This window comes from Pseudomonas sp. BF-R-30, from assembly GCF_019956175.1.
Taxonomy (GTDB): Bacteria; Pseudomonadota; Gammaproteobacteria; order Pseudomonadales; family Pseudomonadaceae; genus Aquipseudomonas; species Aquipseudomonas jessenii.
This window is the reverse complement of the sequence record NZ_JAHBDE010000022.1, coordinates 137,977-161,984: the sequence shown is the minus strand read 5'-3', so window position 1 is coordinate 161,984 and position 24,008 is coordinate 137,977. Positions and strand designations below refer to the sequence as shown.

At 60.2% G+C, this 24,008-nt stretch carries 24 protein-coding genes; 2 read left to right on the top strand and 22 right to left on the bottom strand.

The annotated features are described in order from the left end of the window. Positions 1-101 precede the first annotated feature (101 nt). From KGB20_RS13450 to KGB20_RS13360, 19 genes are all read right to left on the bottom strand, one after another. Entirely contained in the window at positions 102-920 is an 819-nt protein-coding gene (locus KGB20_RS13450) for an SDR family oxidoreductase (protein ID WP_150812215.1), read from the bottom strand. A 273-nt stretch (positions 921-1,193) separates the two neighbouring features. Next, a complete protein-coding gene (locus tag KGB20_RS13445) occupies positions 1,194-2,069 on the bottom strand; it encodes an SMP-30/gluconolactonase/LRE family protein (RefSeq protein ID WP_223532488.1) in 876 nt (291 codons plus the stop codon). 127 nt (positions 2,070-2,196) lie between these two features. Then, entirely contained in the window at positions 2,197-2,913 is a 717-nt protein-coding gene (locus KGB20_RS13440) for a FadR/GntR family transcriptional regulator (protein ID WP_223532486.1), read from the bottom strand. 191 nt (positions 2,914-3,104) lie between these two features. Then, positions 3,105-3,665, bottom strand: coding sequence for a DUF1285 domain-containing protein (locus tag KGB20_RS13435; protein ID WP_223532485.1), 561 nt, complete (start codon positions 3,663-3,665; stop codon positions 3,105-3,107). Between the two features lie 16 nt (positions 3,666-3,681). Then, positions 3,682-4,290, bottom strand: a complete 609-nt coding sequence (locus KGB20_RS13430; protein WP_057713723.1) for a DUF4823 domain-containing protein — start codon at positions 4,288-4,290, stop codon at positions 3,682-3,684. Between the two features lie 263 nt (positions 4,291-4,553). Then, positions 4,554-5,522, bottom strand: a complete 969-nt coding sequence (locus KGB20_RS13425; RefSeq protein WP_154909304.1) for a GTP 3',8-cyclase MoaA — start codon at positions 5,520-5,522, stop codon at positions 4,554-4,556. Positions 5,523-5,659: 137 nt separating this feature from the next. Then, complete coding sequence (locus tag KGB20_RS13420) at positions 5,660-6,298, bottom strand: TetR/AcrR family transcriptional regulator (RefSeq protein ID WP_007977040.1); 639 nt, start codon at positions 6,296-6,298, stop codon at positions 5,660-5,662. 388 nt (positions 6,299-6,686) lie between these two features. Further along, the gene (locus KGB20_RS13415; protein WP_223532484.1) at positions 6,687-7,475 is read right to left on the bottom strand and encodes a TatD family hydrolase; all 789 of its coding nucleotides are present in this window, start codon (positions 7,473-7,475) and stop codon (positions 6,687-6,689) included. A 67-nt stretch (positions 7,476-7,542) separates the two neighbouring features. Next, positions 7,543-8,529, bottom strand: coding sequence for a DNA polymerase III subunit delta' (locus KGB20_RS13410; protein WP_223532482.1), 987 nt, complete (start codon positions 8,527-8,529; stop codon positions 7,543-7,545). Then, on the bottom strand, positions 8,522-9,154 hold the full coding sequence (tmk, locus tag KGB20_RS13405; RefSeq protein WP_057713719.1) for a dTMP kinase: 633 nt from the start codon (positions 9,152-9,154) through the stop codon (positions 8,522-8,524). Before tmk ends, KGB20_RS13410 begins: the two co-directional genes overlap by 8 nt. Before the next feature lie 19 nt (positions 9,155-9,173). Further along, positions 9,174-10,406: an endolytic transglycosylase MltG gene (gene mltG / locus KGB20_RS13400; RefSeq protein WP_223532480.1), complete on the bottom strand. Its 1,233-nt coding sequence runs from the start codon at positions 10,404-10,406 to the stop codon at positions 9,174-9,176. A gap of 3 nt (positions 10,407-10,409) precedes the next feature. Next, positions 10,410-11,225, bottom strand: coding sequence for an aminodeoxychorismate lyase (gene pabC, locus KGB20_RS13395; RefSeq protein WP_223532478.1), 816 nt, complete (start codon positions 11,223-11,225; stop codon positions 10,410-10,412). Further along, on the bottom strand, positions 11,225-12,469 hold the full coding sequence (fabF, locus tag KGB20_RS13390) for a beta-ketoacyl-ACP synthase II (protein WP_095056620.1): 1,245 nt from the start codon (positions 12,467-12,469) through the stop codon (positions 11,225-11,227). Before fabF ends, pabC begins: the two co-directional genes overlap by 1 nt. A gap of 109 nt (positions 12,470-12,578) precedes the next feature. Further along, positions 12,579-12,815: an acyl carrier protein gene (acpP, locus tag KGB20_RS13385; RefSeq protein ID WP_003175607.1), complete on the bottom strand. Its 237-nt coding sequence runs from the start codon at positions 12,813-12,815 to the stop codon at positions 12,579-12,581. A gap of 196 nt (positions 12,816-13,011) precedes the next feature. Then, positions 13,012-13,752 carry a 3-oxoacyl-ACP reductase FabG gene (gene fabG / locus KGB20_RS13380; protein WP_007987168.1) on the bottom strand — a complete coding sequence of 247 codons (741 nt, stop codon included), beginning with the start codon at positions 13,750-13,752 and terminating at the stop codon, positions 13,012-13,014. 16 nt (positions 13,753-13,768) lie between these two features. Then, positions 13,769-14,707 carry an ACP S-malonyltransferase gene (gene fabD, locus KGB20_RS13375; RefSeq protein ID WP_008050436.1) on the bottom strand — a complete coding sequence of 313 codons (939 nt, stop codon included), beginning with the start codon at positions 14,705-14,707 and terminating at the stop codon, positions 13,769-13,771. 125 nt (positions 14,708-14,832) lie between these two features. Next, the gene (gene plsX / locus KGB20_RS13370; RefSeq protein WP_150812205.1) at positions 14,833-15,843 is read right to left on the bottom strand and encodes a phosphate acyltransferase PlsX; all 1,011 of its coding nucleotides are present in this window, start codon (positions 15,841-15,843) and stop codon (positions 14,833-14,835) included. Positions 15,844-15,847: 4 nt separating this feature from the next. Then, positions 15,848-16,030: a 50S ribosomal protein L32 gene (gene rpmF, locus KGB20_RS13365; protein ID WP_003179396.1), complete on the bottom strand. Its 183-nt coding sequence runs from the start codon at positions 16,028-16,030 to the stop codon at positions 15,848-15,850. A 13-nt stretch (positions 16,031-16,043) separates the two neighbouring features. Then, positions 16,044-16,571 carry a YceD family protein gene (locus KGB20_RS13360; RefSeq protein WP_008050439.1) on the bottom strand — a complete coding sequence of 176 codons (528 nt, stop codon included), beginning with the start codon at positions 16,569-16,571 and terminating at the stop codon, positions 16,044-16,046. Positions 16,572-16,676: 105 nt separating this feature from the next. Between KGB20_RS13360 and KGB20_RS13355 the strand changes: the two genes are divergently transcribed. After that, positions 16,677-17,255, top strand: coding sequence for a Maf family protein (locus KGB20_RS13355; RefSeq protein ID WP_223532476.1), 579 nt, complete (start codon positions 16,677-16,679; stop codon positions 17,253-17,255). Positions 17,256-17,309: 54 nt separating this feature from the next. Here the strand turns inward: KGB20_RS13355 and KGB20_RS13350 are convergent, their stop codons facing one another. Genes KGB20_RS13350 through rluC form a run of 3 tightly spaced genes read right to left on the bottom strand, consistent with a single transcriptional unit; the run spans position 17,310 to position 19,935 of the window. Continuing rightward, entirely contained in the window at positions 17,310-18,299 is a 990-nt protein-coding gene (locus tag KGB20_RS13350) for a S49 family peptidase (RefSeq protein ID WP_223502401.1), read from the bottom strand. Positions 18,300-18,323: 24 nt separating this feature from the next. After that, positions 18,324-18,986: an HAD-IA family hydrolase gene (locus KGB20_RS13345; RefSeq protein WP_154909309.1), complete on the bottom strand. Its 663-nt coding sequence runs from the start codon at positions 18,984-18,986 to the stop codon at positions 18,324-18,326. After that, on the bottom strand, positions 18,973-19,935 hold the full coding sequence (gene rluC, locus KGB20_RS13340; RefSeq protein ID WP_007977058.1) for a 23S rRNA pseudouridine(955/2504/2580) synthase RluC: 963 nt from the start codon (positions 19,933-19,935) through the stop codon (positions 18,973-18,975). Before rluC ends, KGB20_RS13345 begins: the two co-directional genes overlap by 14 nt. 702 nt (positions 19,936-20,637) lie before the next feature. On the opposite strand from rluC, the gene rne reads away from it, so the two are divergent. Then, the gene (gene rne, locus KGB20_RS13335) at positions 20,638-23,901 is read left to right on the top strand and encodes a ribonuclease E (protein ID WP_223532475.1); all 3,264 of its coding nucleotides are present in this window, start codon (positions 20,638-20,640) and stop codon (positions 23,899-23,901) included. Positions 23,902-24,008 lie beyond the last annotated feature (107 nt).

Genomic DNA, 24,008 nt, shown 5'->3' with positions numbered 1-24,008 from the left:
CGTTCTTTGTTAACCAACGGGCGGTAAAAACATACTGCCAATAGTCATATCGTATGATGATTGGATTTCAGGCGTAGTAACACGCCTGAAAGCCCGATCACTCAGTCGTGGTACATCACCGAGCGACCACCATCGATGGTGATGCACGAAGCATTGATGAACGGCGCTTCATCACTGGCCAGGAACACGGCGGTCATTGCCACTTCGATCGGCTGCCCGATGCGGCGCGGCGGGTGCAGGTCAAACGCGCGCTGGCGTTCGGCGTGGGGATCGGCAAAACCGTTCCAGTAATCGACGTTCAACTGGGTTTCGATGTAGCCCGGCGCGATCGCGTTGACGCGCACCCCCTTGGGCGCATATTCGATGCCCAGCGCGCGGGTCAGGCCGAGCAGGCCATGCTTGGCCACCGGGTACGGGAAGCAGCCTGGGATAATGTGGGTGGAATGGGTGGACGCGATATTGATGATGCTGCCGACGCCCTGCTCGATCATCTGCGGTAGCACCGCCTTGCAACCGTACCAGGCACCATCGAGGTCAATGGCAAAGCAGCGACGCCAGTCTTCCTCGGTCATTTCCAGCGGATCGCGGAATACGTTGACCCCGGCGCAGTTGACCAGCACATCGATCCGGCCGTGCAGGTCGATCGCCAGCCGGGCCATGGCGTGCAGGTCCTGCTGACGCGACACGTCGGCCTTGATCGCCACCACATCGGCGCCCTGGTCTCGCCAATGCGCCGCGACCTTCTCGACTTTCTCGCCCTGAATGTCGCTGATGATCAGCCTGGCCTGCTGGGACGCGAAGGTCGCCACAATCGCTTCGCCAATACCCTGGGCGGCACCGGTCAGCAATACGACCTTGTTTTTCAGGCGTTCGCCCCTGGGCGGTTCGGGCACCGGTGGCAATGACAGTGGTTCAGCCATGGATCAAGACTCCTGTTCGAAAACACGACGAAAACCGGGCATCTGTCGATGTCCGGTCAAAGGGCGCTGGGGAGGAAACAGGTGAGTGCGAAAACGTTTCAGCTCGGAAACGTTCTGAGGCACAGGCTCCGCAAGGGGGCACGGGGGAACTTCGCTGCATCACTTCACCTGTTTTGTTTTTTTAAGTGTGAGTGCATGTAACTGGTGAGGCCGACTATAAACCTGGCCCACGACAAATCTCAATATATATATTTACATCCCATATTTTGGGATTTACCCAGCAAAGCGCGTGCAATGTTTTCCAGGCACATCCACTGCGATCGACAACACAGCCCCATCCAACGGATGGCCCAGCGGACTGGCCGCGCTGGTGATGTACAGGGTTTTGAGGTCTGTACCGCCGAACACGCAACTGGTGGGACGACTGACCGGCAGTTCGATGATCCGATCGACTTTGCCGTCCGGGCTCAACCTGAGCAGGCACTTGCCGTCCCAACGGGCATTCCAGATAAAACCTTCGGCATCCATCGCTGAACCATCCGGGCCGCCACGCCCGTGCGGACCAAACCAGACCTGCGGCGCATCAAGGGCTCCGTCGGTACGGATGAAATGTCGATACAAGGTGCCGTCGAGGCTGTCGCCGAAATACACGCTGGTGGCGTCATCGCTCCACAGCAGCGTGTTAGGAATGCCCAGATTGCGCAGCAACGGCGCAACTCGCCCGGCGCGATCGATGCGGAACAATCCACCGGAACGGTGGACGATGGGCAGGTCTTCGCCGTTTGCGCCGATGTTGTTTTGCATGGTGCCGAGCCAGAGCCGGCCCTGGGCGTCGCAACGGGCTTCATTGGGGCGGTTGCCCGGTTGCGGATCGGCAACGCAAAACAGTGTCAGGCGCGGCGCCAGGCCCGGTGAATCGAGATCGAGCCGATACACGCCGCTGCTCAATGCCACCAGGGCATCGCCGCTTTCGCAGGGAATGAACGCCGACACGTGCTCCGGCATCTGCCAGATCTGCACGTTGGCGCCGATCAGCCGTAGCGCCTGCTTACCGGCGATATCCACCCAGTACAGGGCTTGGGTCGGCGCATCCCAGAACGGGCCTTCGCCCAGTTGTGCCCGATGCCCGGTAACCGCGCTCCACGTCATGAAGCCTCCTGCGTTGTTCTTGTTTTTATTGTGTAGGAGCCAGCTTGCTCGCGAAGGTGTGCCAGTCGACCTGGTGGTAGCTGATACACCATCGCGAGCAAGCTCGCGCCTACAGTGGTTCGAGCTGTCAGCTGGCTTTTTTATCGGCCATGACTTGCGGGTAGTAACGCTTGATCGCAAGGTCCGCGTTATCGATCAGGGTCATGCAGGCCCAGACACCCCGGGCGGTATCCCGGGCCGCGATAGCCTCGGCCAGGTCCCGGTGAATCGACAGGGTGCGACGCAGTTCATCCGGGTCGGCGGCGGACACTTCAAAGGCCACCGCCAGCAACGCGCCGAGGGCGGGAACCATTTGTTCAATGAATTGATTGTGGCTGGCGGCGAGGATGCACTCGTGGAAGAACTGATCGGCGCGGTTGTAATCGATGCCGCTGTCCACTGCCCGTTCCAGCGCGTTGCAGGCCAACAGGATCTCGTTCACCTGTTCGCCGGTTGCGCGCTCGCAGGCCCAGCGCACGGCCATCGGTTCGATGGTGCGGCGCAGGTCGAGCAGATCGTCGACGAAGTTTTCCGGTAAGCCGCTGCGCGACAACCAGCCAACGACTTGTGGATCGAAGAGGTTCCAGCGCCGCACTGGCAATACCCGCGTGCCGACTTTCGGCCCGACCTCGAGCATGCCTTTGGCAACCAGGGTCTTGATGGCTTCACGGATGACCGTGCGGCTCACGCCGAGTTGTTCGCCGAGGTCGGCTTCGACCTTGAGTGACTCACCTGGCTTGACCTGCCCCGTGGCGAGCCAGCAACCCAGCCAGTCAACCGTCGATGCATGAAAGCTGCTGGACATGGACACCTCAATGCCGTTCGCGATGGAGGCCCACGCTAATCATCATATGATTGGATGTCAATTTGATTTTTTAAACGCTCGCAAAGCACTGTGGGAGCGAGCCTGCTCGCGAAGACGGGTCATGTCCGATGCAGATGTCGACTGACCCAGCGCTTTCGCGAGCAGGCTCGCTCCCACAGAGTTGTTATGGGTCAGGGTTCGAGACCGATGGGGAAGAACTCGCCGCCACTCCATACACCGAGCCAGCGCTGGCCGTCGATCTCGCGACTCACCGCCAGCTCCACCAATTGATAGAACACGTTGCGATGGATCAACGCTTCGAGATTGCTGCGCACATGCACGTAAGGGGCAGGCTCCTGCGTTTCCGGGTCGATGACCACACGCAGGAGGTGCTCGGCACCGGCCTCGGCGGTTTCATCGACGTTGGTGGTAAAGCGCAACACCTGCGCCTCGCCCTCGCCTTCCACGTCCACCGCGATCGCCACGAACGGCGCATCGTCGACCTTGATCCCGACCTTTTCCACCGGAGTGATCAGGAAATAATCATCGCCGTCGCGGCGAATGATGGTGGAGAACAGTTTGACCATCGGCTTGCGCCCGATCGGCGTGCCCAGGTAATACCAGGTGCCGTCCCGGGCGATGCGCATGTCGATGTCGCCGCAGAAATCGGGATTCCACAGGTGCACCGGCGGCAAGCCTTTGGTCTTGGGGATTTGCCCCAGCAAGTCGTTGGCTTTTTGCGGGCCACTCATGGCGTTCTCCTTGAAATTACTGGTCGCTGAGCCCCAGCAGGCTGCGCGCGTATTGCTCCAGCGGCGGGCCCATCAGGTCTTCGGGTTTTTTATCGTGGAACGTCAGTAAACCGCCACGACTCTTGATGGTTGCAGTATCAATCAAATACTGGGTGCTGGTCTCGATCAACATGATCTGAATCATACCGCTGTCGATGCCGAGACGATCCAGGGCTTCCTGGTCCAGCCACTCGTCCGAGTTGCCGATACGGTCGTCAGACTTGGCAAACCGGGTGTAGAGCAGATAGTGCGCACCGGCCGCACGGGCTTCGCCCATGGCCTGGTCGAGGCCTTCCGGCGTACGGGCACGGCGGACCATCGGGAAATATTCGACGAAGCCGTCGAACGCGACTTCGGCAATCACGTTGGGCCGCGGATAAACGGCGCTGCCCGGCGGCATGAAAGCGCCCTGGGCGATGTAGACGAACGAGTCCGGCTGAATGCGCAGGTTGTTTACGCGACGGCTGTCACTGTGATCGAGCAGCCCCGCATCGCTCATATGGTAACGAGTCCCTTCGGCCATATCGCTGACGTTCATGCAGCCACCAAGTGCCAAAACGGCCAGCAGCAAAACCAGGCTACGCATCCTATCCTCCAGAGGCCGGTGTCGGAAAACCGGCGAATGGCCGTAGGATGCAGCTTCCGCGCCAGTCCTTAACCTCCTCCACACCTCAAACTTGAGAATGAACACATGTGGCGAGGGGGCTTGCCCCCGTTCGGCTGCGCAGCAGTCGTAATACCGACGCATGCGGTTATCCAGATAATAATGCGGAGGATGGGTTTGGGACCGCTTCGCGATCCAACGGGGCGATGCGGCGTTCCGACAAGCCCCCTCGCCACAAGGACTGCTCAGCCGCCGATGATTTTCATCACGGTCGCGCCGCCAGAGAACGCCACTTCCTGCTTGTCACCCAAGGCTTTCACCAGCAGCCGCTGCAAGGCCGGCAGGGCCTGATGGCGTGGCTTGTCCAGCAGGTCACCGATGTAATGGCGATTGCTCGACGACAGGCAGCCATGCAGCCACCCGGTTGAAGACAAACGAAGTCGCGAACAGGTACGGCAGAAAGGCACGCTCTCGTTGGCGATCACGCCGAAATAACCCTGGCCGGGAATTTCATATCGAACGGCCGTCGCATCGACCGGGGCATCGGCTTGCAGGTATTCGTAGCGTTCGCCGATCAGGCTCAGCAATTGCTGGAGACTGACGAACTGCTGCAGAAAGGCATTGGAGTCGTTGGCCAGGTGGCCCATGCGCATCAGTTCGATGAAGCGCAGTTCATAACCGCGCTCCAGGCAGTAGTCGAGCAGCGGCATCACTTGATCGAGGTTCTGTCCGCGCAGCGGCACCATGTTGACCTTGATCTTCATGCCGGCCGCACTGGCCTCGCTCATGCCGTCGAGCACGGTGGCCAGGTCGCCGCCCCGGGCAATACTGCGGAACGCACCGGCGTCGAGAGTATCGAGGGAGACGTTGAGACGCCGAATGCCGGCGTTCACCAGCAGCGGCAGTTTCTTCGCCAGCAACTGTCCATTGGTGGTCAGGCTGATGTCTTCCAGGCCCATCTGCCCGACCGCCGTCATGAACGCTTCGAGTTTTGGGCTGACCAGCGGCTCGCCGCCGGTAATGCGCAGACGCTCGATGCCCGCCGCTTCAATCAGATAAGCCACGCCGCGCGCCATGGCTTCGGCCGACAATTCATCCTGCGCAGCCACCAGCCGCTTGCCGTTGGGCACGCAGTAGGTACAGGCGTAATTGCAGGCTGAGGTCAGACTGATTCGCAAGTTGCGAAAACGCCTGCCTTGACGATCAACGATCATGGTCACTCCGGCGGAAGAATATCGGGCCGCTAAAACTTGACTCAGAAATCAAGTTTTAGCAAGTCCTCTACCTGAGTATATTCCTGCGCTACTGCGCCATGTAGCGAAATCATGGCGCAATAAGGCAACTGAATGGCTCAGCTGCCGGAAGTGTCGGTGTCACGCTTGCGCTTGTTGCCCATGCGCACGCCGATGTCCATCAGGAACTGGAAGAAACCTTCCTGATCTTCCAGCACATTGCTCCAGAACGGCGAGTGATACAGCGCGACGGCACCGTGCACCAGCGCCCAGGACGCGCAGTAGTGGAAGTAAGGTGGCACGTCTTCCAGCTTGCCTTCGCTGATCCGGCCCTTGATCAGCAAGGTCAGGCGTTCGAAGTTCGAGGCACGGATCTTGTGCAGCTCCTCGATCATCTCCGGCACCTGGTTGCCCTTGACCACTTTCTCTTCGAGGCGGTCGAACAGGCGATAGCGTTGTGGATCGCGCATGCGGAATTCGAAGTAGGCCCGGGACAGGGCTTCCTTGTCCTTGTCGACATCGGCCGAATGCAGCAGAGCGTTCAAATCGCGCTCGTAGTCGAGCATCAGGCGCAGATAGATTTCCGCCTTGGATTTGAAGTGCTTGTAGATCGTGCCTTTGCCGATACCGACGGCATCAGCAATCATCTCGACGGTGACACTGTCTTCACCTTGTTCGAGGAACAGCTTGAGCGCGGTATCGAGAATTTCCTGCTCGCGGCGACGGAATTCACGGACCTTACGAGGTTCTTTATGCATAAGAAAAGGTCTGTCGGGGTCAAAATTCGAAGCCGCGTATTATGCCTAACTTACGCAAAAATGCACGGATCATCCGACCATATCTGCGCTTTCTGGTCATTCCGCGTACGTTTACAGGGTGATGAGAACTCTTCCGAAGCGCACGTATTCCAAATTTGTTTAAAAACCCGGACCGGTAAACTGGACGAGGCGCAATCCTGATCAATACTTGAACTGTCGGCGGGGCATCTCCCCCAAGTGTCACGCCGATATTGGTACCAACGGACCGCGTGCCATTGTTTTACTCCTAATGGTCTTAACCCGGATTCACCCCCCAGAACCCGGGTTTTTTTTTGCCTGCGATTTAACCTTGTGGGAGCGGGCCTGCTCGCGAAAGCGGCTTCGAACCCTAAACTGATTTCACATGCGCCAACGGAAACAACCGCTTGAAGTTCTCAGTGGTTTGCTCGGCAAACCGCTCGTAGGGCTCACCGCGCAACATTGACAGAAATTCCGCAACCTCACGCACGTACTGCGGCAGGTTTGGTTTGCCGCGATAGGGGATCGGTGCCAGGTACGGCGAGTCGGTTTCCACCAGCAATCGGTCGGCCGGCACCTTGCTGGCCACATCACGCAATGCGTCGGCATTGCGAAAAGTGACAATCCCGGACAGGGAAATGTAATAGCCCATGTCCAGCGCGGCCTTCGCCATCTCCCAGTCTTCAGTGAAGCAATGCAACACGCCTGCCTGGGGCAGCGCCGCGTCCCGCAGCAAGTCCAGGGTATCGGTGCGGGCGCCACGGGTATGGATGATCACCGGTTTGCCGGTCTGCTGCGCCGCTTGCAGGTGCAGGCGGAACGATTCCTGCTGCAACTCTGCTGCTTCCGGCTCGTAGTGGTAATCGAGGCCGGTTTCGCCAATCGCCACCACCCGCGGGTGATTGAGTTCCTGCAACAGCCAGTCCAGCGCCGGCGCGGCCCCCGGCTGCACATCCAGAGGGTGCACGCCCACCGAGCAGTCGACATCGTCATAACGTTCGGCCAGGGCCTTGACGTCGGCCGCGTTGTCCGCGCTGACACCAATACACAGAAAGTGCCCTACCCCACGTTGCCGGGCAGCCTCCAGGGCAGCGTCCAGGGAGCCCGCGTGGGCGGTCAGGTCAAGGCGATCAAGGTGACAATGGGAATCTACGAGCATAAAGGGCTGCAACTTGTATGGGTGGGACGGTCGGATGTTCTGATACTCAGAGTCTAGGCGCAGACAGTCATCGTTGGGCAGGCAACGACGCCCATTGCACCAGCAATGCTTCCAGCAACAAGACCGGGTTGAGGTTGGCCTTGCTCAGAACTTTCTGCCGCTGGGCGAGGATCCAGTCCTGAATATCGAGGACTTTGCCCTGGGCGCTTTTCTGCGCCAGGTATTGCACGACCTTGCGCATGTCGGTCAGGCCGAGGCCGGCTTCATCCTGAGTCAATTGATAGCGCAGGATCAGGCTCGACCAATCGCAGAACCAATCGAACAGGCGCAACATCGGAATGTTTTTCCATTCTTCGGCCAGTTGCGTCGGCGACTGCTGTTGCTTGAGGAGTTTTTTCACCCCTTCCACCACTTGCGCGCGCTGTTCACGCACGCCCTGGGCCTGGAGATTGACCGCCGCCAGCGGCGAACCGGCGGCCAGCGTCAGCAGTTCGACGCGCTCATCTTCGGAGCACTCCGGCAACGCCTGGGCCAACCACTCCAAGCTCATGGCCTCGCCCGGCAGCGGACAGGCCTGCTGCACGCAGCGACTCTTGATGGTTGGCAACAAGCGGCTCGGCTGATGGCTGACCAGCAACAGAACGGTATCGCCGGACGGTTCTTCAAGGCTTTTGAGCAAGGCGTTGGCGGCGTTGATGTTCATCGACTCGGCCGGCTCGATCAGCACCACTTTGCGCCCGCCCAACTGTGCGGTCTGCACCGCGAAACCGACCAGGTCGCGAACCTGGTCGACCTTGATCGCCTTGTCGGCTTCTTCCGGCTCCAGGATGTAGTTATCCGGATGGCTGCCAGCCCTGAGCAGCAGGCAGGATTTGCATTCGCCGCAGGCTTGCAGCGCGTTCGGGCGCTGGCACAGCAAGCTGGCCATCAAGCGCTCGGCCAGTGCCCGCTTGCCGATTCCGGCGGGGCCATGCAGCAGGTAGGCGTGCGCATGCTGGGTGCGACCGGCCAGTTGCTGCCAGAGGTTTTCCTGCCACGGATAGGCCTCAGCCACGGCTCAACTCCAGCAGGCGCGGCAGCAAGGCATCCAGCGATTGCTGAACCTGTGCCAATGGCTGGGCAGCATCGACCAGCACATAACGCGCCGGATCCGCCTTGGCCCGCTTGAGGAAGGCACTGCGTACCGCGTCGAAAAAGGTCCGGCCTTCGAGCTCGAAGCGATCCAGACGACCACGAGCGCTGGCGCGGGCCAGGCCGACCTCGACAGGCAGATCGAAAATCAGCGTGAGGTCCGGGCGCAGATCGCCCTGGACGAAGGTTTCCAGGGTCGCGATGCGCTCCAGCGACAAGCCGCGACCGCCGCCTTGATAGGCGTATGTCGAATCGGTAAAACGATCACACAAGACCACGGCACCGCGGGCCAGCGCCGGGCGAATCACCTCGGCCAGATGCTGGGCACGCGCCGCGAACACCAACAGCAACTCGGTATCCGGGTTCATGACTTCATCGACCGGGGCCAGCAGCACTTCACGAATGCGCTCGGCCAACGGCGTGCCACCCGGCTCGCGGGTCAGCACCACCTCGATGCCCGCGGCGCGCAGGCGCTCGGCCAGGTATTCGCGATTGGTGCTCTTGCCGGCGCCTTCCGGGCCTTCCAGAGTAATAAACAAGCCAGTCACAGGCAGTCCTTAATCAGAGTCATTGCGGGCTTTTCGGTGCGCTTGCATCGGGTTCGGGCGTTTCAGGGGCTGGCGCAGGATCTTGCGCCGGCACTTGCGGCAGTACCTCGGGAGCCGTGTTCGGTGAAGCGGCCGGGATCGGCGCCTGCTCCTGCGAAGACCTGGCCTCCTGCATACCGTTTTGCTCAGCCTGGATTGGCGGCATCTCGGGCGTAGTAGCGGGAGCCGGGCTGGAGCGGTAATCGGCGCGGCGCTTGATCTGGAACTCCTTCACGGCATTGTTGTGGGCATCCAGGTCGTCGGAGAACACATGGGTGCCATCGCCACGCGCCACGAAGTAAAGGCTGTTGCCGTCCACCGGATTGAGTGCCGCATGGATGGCTTCGCGACCGACCATCGAAATCGGCGTCGGCGGCAATCCCGCATTCATGTAAGTGTTATACGGCGTCGATTCCCTGAGGTGAGCCCGGGTCAGCTTGCCGCTGTAGCGGTCGCCGAGGCCGTAGATCACCGTCGGGTCGGTCTGCAGCAGCATGCCCATCGCCATGCGTCGTACAAACACGCCGGCAATCTGCCCGCGCTCCTGCGGTACGCCGGTTTCCTTTTCCACCAGCGAAGCCATGATCAGCGCCTGGTAGGGTTCGGTGTACGGTGTATCTGCAGAGCGCTTTTCCCACTCCTTGGCGAGCACTTCATCGAGGCGGTCGTAAGCGGTTTTCAGCACCTCGACATCGGACATGCCCCGCACGTAACGATAGGTGTCAGGGAAGAAGCGCCCTTCCGGAAAAATCCCGGTGTGGCCGAGCTTGTCCATGACCTGGCTATCGCTCAAACCGTCGAGGCTATGTTCGAGCTTCTCTTCCCTGGCCAGCGCTGCGCGGACCTGACGGAAACTCCAGCCTTCGACCAGGGTCAGGCTGTACTGAACCATTTCCCCGCGTTTCCACAGGTCGATCAGGCCTTCGACGGTCATGCCGGGCTGCATGCGGTATTCACCGCTGTGCAGGGGTTGTCTGGCGAGGTTGAAGCGCCAATACACCCGCAGCCAGAATGCGTCCTTGATGACGCCGTTGGCTTCGAGTCGGTAGAGGGTGCGGGTCGGCGTGGTGCCCTTGGGCACATCCAGCAATTGTTCCTGGGTAATGTTCAGCGGCTGTACCAGCGCCGAATGAATCTTCCAGGCTGAAGCACCCATCAGCAGCCCCGCCAGAACCACACCGGTTTCCAGCAGCAGCAAGAGTTTACGTCTCACGTATCAAGCATCCAGTAGCACACGGGCAATGGTTTGGAGTTTACGGGTGAGCGGCCCAACCGGCCAGTGAAGAGCAGCATAGGCGCGCACCGGCCAGACACCATACACGCTGTTGCAGACAAAGACTTCGTCAGCCCATTGCAGCTGTTCGAGGGGGATATCGGTGATTTGCGTGGGGATTCCCAGCGACTTGGCCTGAAACAATATTTCTGCGCGCATCACGCCTGCCACGCCGCAGCGCTTGAGGTCAGCTGTGATGAGCACGCCATCACGCACCAGGAACAAGTTGCTGAACACACCTTCAATTACGCGCCCGGCCTGATCGAGCATCAAGCCTTCGGCATGCTCGGTGTCCTGCCATTCGGCACGGGCGAGGACTTGCTCAAGACGATTGAGGTGCTTGAGGCCGGCCAGTAGTGGCTGCCTGGACAATCGCGTGGCGCAGGGAAACAAACGAACACCCCGCTCACCATGCGCGGCAGGGTAAGCCACAGGTGGACTGCCTTGCACAATGCGTCGGGCCTGGGCCGAAGGATCGGGGGCATAACCGCGCAGACCGTCGCCACGGGTGAGAATGAGCTTGAGCACCCCGTCACCCAGTGCCGCAGCGTAGGCCAGCAGTTCGCTGCGGATCAGCTCCTGCTCGGCTGTTATCGCCAGGCGCGAACAGCCGTCCGCCAGGCGCGACAGATGCCGGTCCAGCAACACGGGCTGGCCGCTGCGCACGGCGATGGTCTCGAACAGACCATCGCCATAAGCCAGGCCGCGATCCTTCAGCGACAAAGCGTCAGCCGGCTGACCGTCGACCCAGCTGTCCATCAGCCTGCGAACCGACGGAACACCAGCGAACCGTTGGTGCCGCCAAAACCGAAGGAGTTGGAAACGACCACATCGATATCCATATTGCGCGCCGTGTGCGGCACAAAATCGAGATCGCAGCCTTCGTCCGGCTCATCGAGGTTGATGGTCGGCGGCGCTACCTGGCTGTTGATTGCCAGCACGCTGAAGATCGCCTCGACCGCGCCCGCCGCACCCAGCAGGTGACCGGTCATGGACTTGGTGGAACTGACGGCCAGCTTGTAGGCGTGCTCGCCGAATACCGACTTGATCGCATTGACTTCGGCCAGGTCGCCTGCAGGAGTCGAGGTGCCGTGGGCGTTGATGTACTGCACTTGATCGCCATTGATTTTGGCATCGCGCAGCGCATTGGTGATGCAGCGCGCAGCACCCGCACCATCGGCTGGCGGCGAGGTCATGTGGTAGGCATCGCCACTGGTGCCGAAGCCGATAAGCTCGGCGTAGATGGTCGCGCCACGCGCCTTGGCGTGCTCGAGTTCTTCCAGTACCAGCGCACCGGCACCATTGGACAATACGAAGCCATCGCGGCCCTTGTCCCATGGACGGCTGGCGCGGGTCGGCTCGTCGTTGCGGGTCGACAGCGCGCGGGAAGCACCGAAGCCGCCCATGCCCAGACCGCAGGCCGCCATCTCGGCGCCGCCGGCAATCATCACGTCAGCTTCGTCGTACATGATGTTGCGGGCCGCCATGCCAATGCAGTGTGTACCGGTGGTACAGGCCGTGGCGATGGCGTAGTTGGGTCCCTGTGCACCGAGGTGGATGGACAGGAAACCGGAAATCATATTGATGATCGAGCCTGGCACGAAGAACGGAGAGATCCGTCGTGGGCCGGTCTCGTGCAGCGTGCGGGCGGTTTCTTCGATATTGGTCAGACCGCCAATACCCGAGCCCATGGCCACGCCGATACGCTCACGGTTGGCGTCAGTGACTTCCAGACCGGCATTGCGTACCGCCTGAAAACCTGCGGCCAGACCGTATTGAATGAACAGGTCGAGCTTGCGGGCTTCCTTGACCGACAGGTATTCCTCGACATTGAAGTCCTTTACCGAGCCGCCAAAACGGGTGGAATAGGCAGAAAGGTCGGCGTGTTCGATCAGACCAATGCCACTGCGGCCAGCCAGAATGCCCTGCCAGCTGCTCGGCACATCCGTGCCCAGTGGCGACAACATACCCATACCGGTGACTACGACGCGTCTACGCGACACAGCACTCTCCTTTTTTCAAATGACGACTTTGCATCAGGCCTAAAGAAAAAACCGCACGCCATGATGGCAGTGCGGTTTTTCCATGACAGCGAGCAACGATTACAAACTATTACGCCTGGTGGCTAGTAACGTAGTCGATTGCAGCTTGTACAGTAGTGATCTTCTCGGCTTCTTCGTCAGGGATTTCGGTCTCGAATTCCTCTTCCAGAGCCATCACCAGCTCAACGGTGTCAAGGGAGTCGGCACCCAGGTCTTCAACGAAGGAAGCAGTGTTGACCACTTCTTCTTCTTTAACGCCCAGTTGCTCAGCAACGATTTTCTTGACGCGCTCTTCGATGGTGCTCATACCTTGTTTTCACTCCTAATGGACAAATTCAGGCAGCTGGCCAGTGGGTAAGTGTATAGAAAGGCTTTTCAGCTTTTCAACTGAAAGCTTCACTCCTCGAACCCGGTGACCCTCTGCCTATAAATAGATTGCAGCTTTATAACGGATTTTAGACAGCTCGTATGACATTTTTTTGAAGCAATCCGTCACATTTGAATTACATGTACATCCCGCCGTTCACCGGGATTGTAGCTCCGGTAACGTAAGCCGCACCGTCCGACGCAAGAAAAGCGACCACGGACGCGATCTCTTGAGCCTGCCCCAGACGACCCAGCGGAATCTGCGTCTGCAAGGCTTCACGCTGTGCCTCGGGCAGTTCACGGGTCATATCGGTATCGATGAACCCAGGAGCCACCGAGTTTACCGTAATCGAACGCGAACCGACTTCGCGCGCCAGAGCACGGCTGAAACCTTCCAGGCCGGCCTTGGCGGCAGCGTAGTTTACTTGGCCTGCGTTGCCCATGGCACCCACAACCGAGCCAATACTGATAATTCGGCCCCAACGAGCTTTGGTCATGCCGCGCAAAACACCCTTGGACAGGCGGAACAGACTGTTCAGATTGGTATCGACAACGTCGTGCCACTCGTCGTCTTTCATGCGCATCATCAGGTTATCGCGGGTGATACCGGCATTATTGACCAGAATCGCCGGCGCACCGAACTGCTCCTGAATGCTCGCCAGAACACTTGCCACGGACTCGTCGCTGGTGACATTGAGTTCCAGGCCAGTGCCCTGAATACCGTTTTCCTTCAGGGTCGCGGCAATGCGCTCAGCACCCGACGCGGAGGTCGCGGTACCAACAACGATGGCGCCCTGACGACCCAGTTCCAGGGCGATAGCCTGGCCGATGCCACGGCTTGCACCGGTGACCAGTGCAACTTTACCTTGCAGACTCATGCAAGCTTCTCCTGATTCAGGCCAACGCTGCACGGGCGGCAGCGAAAGCGTCTGGGGTATTGAGGTTGGATGTCGACACGCCTTCGGCGCAACGCTTGTTCAGACCGGCCAGCACTTTACCCGGACCACACTCGACCAGGTTGGTCGCGCCCTTGGCGGCCAGTGCCTGGACCGATTCAACCCAGCGTACTGGCTTGTACAGTTGCTCGAGCAGATCGCGCTTGAGGGTTTCCAGATCGGCCGGCACCTGGGCACTGACGTTCTGCACCACGGGAATCTGCGGTGCCTGCCAGTCGATCGCCGCGATCGATTCGGCGAAACGCTCGGCAGCCGGGCGCATCAGCTCGCAGTGCGACGGCACGCTGACCGGCAACGGCATGGCGCGCTTGGCACCACGCGCCTTGCAGCCTTCGATGGCGCGCTCGACGGCAGCCTTGGCGCCAGCGATGACCACCTGGCCCGGCGAGTTGAAATTGACCGCGCTGACCACTTCACCTTGCGCTGCTTCGGCACAGGCTGCCAGTACGTCGGCATCGTCCAGACCCAGGATGGCGGCCATGCCGCCCTGCCCGGCCGGAACGGCTTCCTGCATCAACTGGCCACGACGCTCGACGAGCTTCACCGCATCGCCCAGGCTCAGACTGCCTGCCGCGACCAGCGCGCTGTATTCACCCAGGCTGTGCCCGGCAACGTAAGCCGGGCGCGCACCACCTTCGGCCAGCCACAAACGCCACAGGGCGATAGAGGCGGTCAGAATGGCTGGCTGGGTTTTATCGGTTTGATTGAGTTGCTCTTCCGGCCCTTGCTGGGTCAGTGCCCACAGGTCGTAACCCAGTGCATCGGAAGCTTCTTTGAATGTTTCAAGGACAACCGGATGTTGCGCGCCCAGCTCGGCCAGCATGCCGAGGGACTGCGAACCCTGTCCTGGAAAGACGAATGCGAGGGAAGCAGACATGTAACAAGCCCCTAATGATCTTGTCGTCGGAGAGTTGGCGCCCCGCTTTGGGGACGCAAGAAACTGACAGTTGGATGGCCCATCGAACCAAGCGGTCACATTTAAGCATTGTCCGACGAAAACGCCTAAAGCAACAAATCCTCCAGACGACCGTGCAGGCGCTCGGGAAGATTCTCCTGAATCTCGATCAAGGCGCGCTGAATGGCACTCTGAAACCCCTGGACCCCAGCAGAACCGTGGCTTTTCACCACAATGCCCTGCAAGCCGAGAAAGCTCGCACCGTTGTGCCGGGCAGGTGCCAGATCGGCCTGCAGGCGCTTCATCAACGGTAGTGCAAGCGCACCGACCACGCGAGAGGCCAGGCTCTTCCTGAACAACGCTTCGATGCGCCCGGCAATCATGGTCGCCAGACCTTCGCTGGATTTGAGCAAAATGTTGCCGACAAAACCGTCACACACCACCACATCCGCTTCGCCACGGTACAAACCGTCGCCCTCGATAAAGCCGATGTAATTGATGCCACGGGCGCCTTGCAACAATGTCGCTGCCAGCTTGACCTGTTGATTGCCCTTGATGTCTTCGGTGCCGATGTTCAGCAACGCCACCCGAGGACGCGCTATGCCCAAGGTCTCGGCCGCCACCGAGCCCATGACCGCAAACTGCAACAGATGCTCGGCACTGCAATCGACGTTGGCGCCCAGGTCGAGCAATTGGCAATAACCCTTTTGTGTCGGAATCGCCGCTACCATGGCCGGACGGTCAATGCCGGGCAAGGTCTTGAGCACGAACCGCGACAACGCCATCAACGCACCGGTATTACCGGCACTGACACAAGCCTGGACCTTGCCGTCACGCAACAACTCAAGCGCCACGCGCATCGACGAGTCGGGCTTGCCGCGCAAGGCCTGGGCAGGCTTTTCGTCCATGGTGATGACTTCGGACGCCGGCGTAATCGACAGGCGCGCGCGATCCACAGCCGGATGGCCAGCGATCAATTCTTCAAGAAGGGAGGGTTGACCGACGAGGGTCAGGTGCAGCGAGGGCGTGGCAGACAGGCAAGCAAGGCTGGCCTGGACAATGCTGCGGGGACCGAAGTCCCCGCCCATTGCGTCAATCGCGATGACTTGAGCGGACAAGTGATTACTCGTCAGCGCCCTTGTCGATCACTTTACGGCCACGGTATACGCCTTCTGGCGATACGTGGTGACGCAGGTGAACTTCACCGGTGGTTTTTTCTACAGACAGGGTGCTAGCCTCGAGAGCGTCGTGCGAACGGCGCATGTCACGGGCAGAGCGGGATTTTTTGTTCTGCTGAACAGCCATAATTGATTAACTCCTAAACGTTTGGGTCACGCTTTAACTGCGCCAATACACTGAACGGGTTGGACCGCGTTACCTCGTCCTCGCTCGGTTCGGGCTCATCGAGACCCGCCGGCTGCTGGCATTCTTCCGGATGATGAGCAGGCACAATGGGCAAGGCGAGCAGAAGCTCCTCCTCGATCAGTGACTGCAGATCCAAAGGATCTTCGCCCAGTTCCAGCACGTCATAACCTTTCGGCAACGACTGGGTATTCGCACCCTCCTTCACCACAGCGTAACTGCATTCGCTATGGATCGGCAGGGTGACCAGCTCAAGACAACGCTGGCAAACCATTTTGACTTCAGTGTCGATAAAGCTGTGGATGACCACAGATTTACGTTCATCTCGTTCAAAAACGAATTTAGCCTGCACCGTACCGACATTGTCGGAAAGCGGGTCGCAGAGTCTCTCCAAATCGGCCAGCAGCATTTCACCTTGAAGGGTGGTGCCACGATCAGCCAATTTGCGCGGGTCAACGTGAGGTGGAATCGGGTCATTCAACATAGGCGCAGCATTATAGGGATGCACCCGCCCATGTCAAAGGAAATTCAGCCCTGTCCGTCACTTGGAAGCCTCGCTAGAATTCGCACACGCCTTATGGAGTTGTGCATGCTGCCTTTATTACTCGCTTCCAGCTCGGCCTATCGCCGGGAATTGCTGACCCGCCTGCAGCTGCCTTTCACTTGCAGCTCGCCGGATATCGACGAAAGCCATCGCCCGGGCGAGTCCGCCATCGAGCTGGTCAAGCGCCTCGCCGAAGAGAAAGCGCGCGCCCTGGCCGACAGCCATACCGCTCATCTGATAATCGGCTCCGACCAGATCGCAGTGCTGGGAGAGCGGATTATCGGCAAACCCCACACATTCGAAAAAGCCCGGGAACAACTGCTGGCCGCCAGCGGTGCCAGCGTGACGTTCCTCACCGGCCTGGCCCTGCTCAACAGCCAGACAGGGCACTGCCAGGTCGATTGCGTGCCGTTCACCGTACACATGCGCACACTCGACGCACCTCGCATCGAACGCTACCTGCGCGCCGAACAACCCTACGACTGCGCAGGCAGCTTCAAGGCCGAAGGCCTGGGGGTCAGCCTGTTTCGCAGCACCGAAGGACCTGACGCCACCAGCCTGATCGGCCTGCCGCTGATTCGCCTGATCGACATGCTGCTGACTGAAGGCGTACAGGTTCCCTGAATCCCGATACTAAAAAACCGGCCACGCAGGCCGGTTTTTCATGTCACGTCAGAATCAGCGCAGCGACGGACCGTTAAAACCCATCCACATCGCCAAATGCTCAGCCACGCTGGCGCCGAGCTTTTTCGAAAAGCGATCGAATGGCGATTCCTGAACGGTGAAGTCCACCAGTTCTTTCTCACCGATCACATCCCGCGCAACCGAACTGGCATTACCCAGCCCATCGATCAATCCCAATGGCAGCGCCTGCTCGCCGGACCAGACCAGGCCAGAGAACAGCTCCGGATGCTCCTTGTCTTTCAGGCGGTCGCCACGACCCTGCTTGACGCTATTGATGAACTGCTTGTGGGTCGTATCGAGCACGCCCTGCCAGAAGGCGGTTTCTTCCGGCTTCTGTGGCTGGAATGGATCGAGGAACGACTTGTGCTCGCCAGAGGTGTAGGTACGACGTTCGACACCCAGCTTCTCCATGGTGCCGACAAAGCCATAACCGGCTGCCGTCACACCGATGGAGCCGACCAGGCTCGCCTTGTCGGCGTAGATCTGATCCGCCGCACTGGCGATGTAGTAAGCGCCGGAAGCCCCCAGATCGGAAATGACCGCATAGAGCTTGATGTCCGGGTGCAGACCGCGCAGACGCTTGATCTCGTCATAGACATAACCCGACTGCACCGGACTGCCGCCCGGGCTGTTGATGCGCAGGATGACGCCCTTGACCTTCTTGTCCTCGAAAGCCGCACGCAAGCTGCCAACGATATTGTCTGCACTGGCCGACTCCCTGTCGGCAATCATGCCTCTCACATCGATCAACGCCGTGTAATTGGCACTAAGGGTGCCGGCCTTTTCCATATCCATCAGAGGCGAAAACAGGGCAATGGCGCCGAACAGATACACAAAAATCAGAAACTTGAAGAATATCCCCCAGCGACGGGACCGGCGCTGCTCCTGTATGCCGGCCAGCAGGGTCTTTTCCAGCAGTTTCCAGCTTTTGTCGTCACCGCTCTCTGCGCTCGCCTTGGCGGGCGCCTTCCATTCGTCGGTCATGCCATCCACCCCAAAAACAACCGGTTAAGCCCGCTGATTCAGCCAGGCATGCAATTCTGAAAAACGGTCGATGGCCAGTCGCGGCTCATACAACCTCAACGCATCGATCGATTGAGCGCCATAACTGACGGCCACCGAACCCATGCCGGCGTTGCGCGCCATCTGCAAATCAAAGGACGAATCACCCACCATCAACGCCTGTTCCGGGCGAACCTCGCAATGGGCGAGAATTTGTTCGAGCATCAGCGGATGGGGCTTGCTCGCGGTTTCGTCGGCGGCGCGAGTGATATCGAAGTAATTCTCCCAGCCATGGGACTTCAACACCCGATCCAGCCCGCGACGGGCCTTGCCGGTCGCCACAGCCAGATGATAGCCCTCGGCACGAAATGCCTCGAGCGACTCGACCACACCCTCGAACAGCGGCGAAGGCACAGCCTCCGACGCGATGTAATGCTCAGCATAGTGCTCGCGGAACGCGATCAGCTCGGCATCGCCGATTTCGGGGTACAGGGTGCGGATCGCTTCCGGCAAGCCCAGGCCGATGATGCCCTTGACGGCCAGATCATCGCGCAGCTCAAAACCGGAACGCTGCGAGGCAACGTGCATCGCCTCGACAATCCGACCAATGGAATCGGCCAGAGTGCCGTCCCAATCAAAGATCAGCAGCTTGTAATCAGATGGGCGCACTCAATCGCTCCACGGTTTTGGCCCACATCTCGTCGACCGGCGCTTGCAGCTTCAGCTCACCACCATCGGGGAGCGGCACCGTCAGCATGTAGGCGTGCAGGAACAGGCGTTTGCCGCCCAGATCGCGGATTTCCTTGCTGAAACCTTCGTCGCCATACTTGGTGTCGCCAGCGATGCAATGCCCGGCGTGCAAGGTATGGACGCGGATCTGGTGAGTCCGGCCGGTAATCGGCTTGGCTTCGATCAGGGTGGCAAAGTCGCCGAAGCGGCGCAGGACCTTGAACACGGTCACGGACTCCTTCCCCTCCTCCTCGTCGACCTCGACCATGCGCTCGCCGGAGCGCAGATTGCTCTTGCCCAGCGACGCACGGACTTGCTTGATCGAGCTCGCCCAGTTACCGCGGACCAGCGCCATGTAGCGCTTGTCGACGCCATCACCGCGCAATGCGGTGTGCAAGTGGCGCAACATGCTGCGCTTCTTGGCGATCATCAACAGGCCGGACGTATCACGGTCGAGACGGTGAACCAGTTCGAGCTCTTTGCAATCGGGGCGCAACTGACGAAAGGCTTCGATCACCCCGAAAGTCAGGCCGCTGCCACCATGAACAGCAATGCCCGCGGGCTTGTTGATCACGATCAGCGCCTTGTCTTCGAAGACAATCGAGGCCTCGAGCCGCTGCAACAGGCCTTGTGCCAGTGGCACCGGTTCGTCGCGCTCAGGCACCCGAACCGGCGGCACGCGCACGATATCGCCCGCCTGCAGCTTGTACTCGGGCTTGATCCGACCTTTGTTCACGCGCACTTCGCCCTTGCGCAAAATGCGGTAAATCAAGGTCTTGGGCACGCCTTTGAGTCGGGCGAGAAGGAAATTATCAATGCGTTGGCCGGCATATTCCGGCGAGACCTCAAGCAGTTGTACGCCTGGAGTCGGGGGGGTAGTCGTCGTCATGGCGCGGATGATAACAATTTTTTATGGAATTGAAGCACTTAATCATTGCTGCTATAGTCGCGAACGTCGCCAAAAGCGGCCTGGACAGCGGACCAACGGTCAAAAACCGGCCCTGACCAACGCAATTCACCAGGACGCGAGGCCGTCCTACGGGGCTTTCGCTACGTAACGGTGGAGTTTGCAGGTGTAACGAGCGCAGGTGACATGAGGCCTGAATCACGCCACAAAGCAGAGTTTTCCACTCGTTTTGCGAGCCATATTCACGGCCAGTTCACAAAGTGCAGTCAGCTGCGAATGACCCCGAGCGAAGGCATCGGAAACAACGCCTAAATTAGCCATGATGCGTGACCTCCCCTTTCGGAGCTCACGGTAAATGCCAACCCGCTGCGGATTCTGCGCGCGGCAGCACCCGAATTATCAGGGATACGTGTAGGGTGGAGATGCACAACCGCCGGACTGTGTAGCAACAGGCTTTCTCAAGACGCTTCATCTCGTCCACAGCCGCTGGTTGATTCCTCCTCCTGACTGAGTGCTTAAGTAGCCACAGCAAGCAGGACGCGTACGTCGCGATGAAGGCCCACATTGGCCGGACTTCGCTGGACACGGGAAATGGCCAACCACTCCCGACGCACCTGACACCGACCGTGAGAAGTCGTGTGTGCCGAACGCCGTTTCCGGCAGCCCGGAAACCGACGGTACTACATGAAAAGAATGCTGATTAACGCAACTCAACCCGAAGAGTTGCGTGTTGCACTGGTAGATGGCCAGCGCCTCTACGACCTGGACATCGAATCCGGTGCACGCGAGCAGAAGAAGGCCAACATCTATAAAGGCCGGATTACTCGCATCGAACCAAGCCTCGAGGCTGCCTTTGTCGATTTCGGCTCTGAGCGCCACGGCTTCCTGCCCCTCAAAGAAATCTCCCGCGAATACTTCAAGAAAGCCCCGGAAGGTCGCGTCAACATCAAGGACGTCCTGAGCGAAGGCCAGGAAGTCATCGTTCAGGTCGAAAAAGAAGAACGTGGCAACAAGGGCGCAGCCCTGACCACCTTCATCAGCCTGGCCGGTCGTTACCTGGTGCTGATGCCGAACAACCCGCGTGCCGGCGGTATCTCCCGTCGCATCGAAGGCGAAGAGCGCAACGAACTGCGTGAAGCCCTGAACGGTCTGGTTGCCCCGGCCGACATGGGCCTGATCGTGCGCACTGCAGGCCTTGGCCGCAGCAGCGAAGAAATGCAGTGGGACCTCGACTACCTGCTGCAACTGTGGACCGCCATCAAGGAAGCTTCGCTGGACCGCGCCGCGCCATTCCTGATCTACCAGGAAAGCAACGTGATCATCCGCGCGATCCGCGACTACCTGCGCCAGGACATCGGCGAAGTGCTGATCGACAGCGTTGAAGCCCAGGACGAAGCCCTGACCTTCATCCGCCAGGTAATGCCGCAGTACGCCAGCAAGATCAAGCTGTACGAAGACAGCGTTCCGCTGTTCAACCGTTTCCAGATCGAAAGCCAGATCGAAACCGCTTTCCAGCGCGTTGTCGAACTGCCTTCCGGCGGTTCCATCGTGATCGATCCGACCGAAGCCCTGGTGTCCATCGACATCAACTCGGCGCGCGCCACCAAAGGCAGCGACATCGAAGAAACCGCGCTGCAAACCAACCTTGAAGCGGCCGAGGAAATCGCCCGTCAGTTGCGCCTGCGCGACATCGGCGGCCTGATCGTCATCGACTTCATCGACATGACCCCTGCCAAGAACCAGCGCGCCGTGGAAGAAAAAGTCCGCGAATGCCTGGAAGCCGACCGCGCTCGCGTGCAAGTCGGTCGCATTTCGCGCTTCGGCCTGCTGGAAATGTCCCGTCAGCGCCTGCGTCCATCCCTGGGTGAAAGCAGCGGCATCGTCTGCCCGCGTTGCAACGGCACCGGCATCATCCGTGACGTTGAATCGCTGTCCCTGGCGATCCTGCGCCTGATCGAAGAAGAAGCCCTGAAAGACCGTACCGCCGAAGTTCGTGCACAAGTGCCGATCCCGGTGGCGGCGTTCCTGCTCAACGAAAAACGCAACTCGATCACCAAGATCGAACTGCGCACCCGTGCCCGCATCGTCATCCTGCCGAACGATCACCTCGAAACGCCGCACTTCGAAGTACAGCGCCTGCGTGACGACAGCCCGGAAGCCGCGACCAACCAGTCCAGCTACGAAATCGCCGCTGCCGCTGCCGAAGTCGAAGAAGTCCAGCCAGCCGCTGCGACCCGCACCCTGGTTCGCCAGGAAGCTGCGGTCAAAACGGCCCCGGCCCGCGCCAACGCTCCGGTGCCGACCGAAGTGGCCGCTCCAGCCCCTGCCCCGGCCGCCGTACCGGAGCCAAGCCTGTTCAAAGGCCTGGTGAAGTCGCTGGTGAGCCTGTTCGCCACCAAGGAAGAGCCTGCCGCACCGGTTGTGGTTGAAAAACCTGCCGCCGAGCGTCCGGCCCGCAACGAAGAGCGTCGCAACGGCCGCCAGCAGAGCCGCAACCGTAACGGTCGCCGCGATGAAGAGCGCAAGCCTCGCGAAGAGCGTGCACCGCGTGAAGAACGCGCACCACGTGAGCCGCGTGAAGAGCGCCAGCCACGGGAAGTGCGTGAACCTCGCGAAACCCGCGAAGAAACGCCAGCGGTAGCCCGCGAAGAACGCGCACCACGCGCGCCTCGTGAAGAACGTGCACCGCGCGCTCCGCGTGAAGATCGCAAGCCACGTGGCGAGCGTGAAGAACGCGTTCGTGAACTGCGCGAGCCTCTGGATGCCGCTCCGGCTGCTCCGGCCGCCGCTGCTACCGCTACGGCTGCTACCGCTGAAGAACGCCCGGCTCGTCAGCCACGTGAAGAACGCGCGCCACGCCCACCGCGTGAAGAACGTCAGCCACGTGCCGAACAAGCTGCCGCAGCCGCAACTGAAGAAGAACTGACCACCAACGAAGAGCAACTGTCGGAAGACGGTCAGGAAAGCGCCGAAGGCGACCGTCCACGCCGCCGCTCCCGTGGTCAGCGTCGTCGCAGCAACCGTCGCGAGCGTCAGCGTGACGCCAACGGCAACGTGATCGAAGGTTCGGAAGAGTCCGAGTCCGGCGAAAACGCTGAAGCGCCAAGCACTGCCGATCTGGCCGCCGGCCTGGCTGTCACCGCAGCTGTTGCCAGCAGCGTGATCAGCGCTCCAGCAGAAGCTGAAGCCAATGTGCAAGCCGAACGCGCCACTGCCGCGACCCTGGAAGCAGCTCCGGTTGAAGCGCCAGTCGTTGAAGCGACCACACCGGTCGAAGTCACCGCCTCGCCGGAAATCGAAGTGGCGCCAGCGCCAGAAGCTCAGCCTGCTGTTGAAGCGGCTGCCGAGCCAGCGCCAGTGGTAGAAGCACCTGCCCAGGATGCAGAAGCGGTTGTTGAAACCGTGACGGACACCGTGCGTGAAGTTCGCGAAGAGCAAACCGCATTCAACTGGGTTGCCGAGCCAGCGGTCGCTGAAACCGCTGCACCAGCCGCTGAAACCCAAGTGGCAGAAGCCATGGTTTCCGAGCCGGTGGTTGCCGCTGCCGAACCGGCCCCGGCGCCGGTGGTTGAAGCGCCAGCCGTTGAAGCACCGGTCGTTGCCCAAGCACCGGCACCAGTGGTCGAAGCCGCTCCTGCCAGCGCCCTGACGCCAAGTGGCCGTGCGCCTAACGACCCGCGTGAAGTGCGTCGTCGCAAGCGTGAAGCCGAGCGTCTGCAGAAGGAAGCTGAACTGGCTGCCGCTGCGGCTCCAGCTGAAGCGGTTGTCGCCGCCGAGCCTGCACCGGTTGCTGCTGAAGTGGTTGAGGCAGCTCCTGCCCCGGCTGCCGAAGTGGCTGCCGAGCCGGTTGAGTCGGTGATCCACGAAGCACCGCGCTCCGTTCAGGAAGCGGTAGAGCAACACGAGCAAGCCCAGGAAAAAGAACACGAGCCTAAACCTCTCGTCTGATTCCATCGGCCACTAAAAAGCCCCGCCTGGTGATCCCAGGCGGGGCTTTTTTTATGTCCGGACTTCACAGCAATCCCTTGTAGGAGCGAGCCTGCTCGCGATAGCGG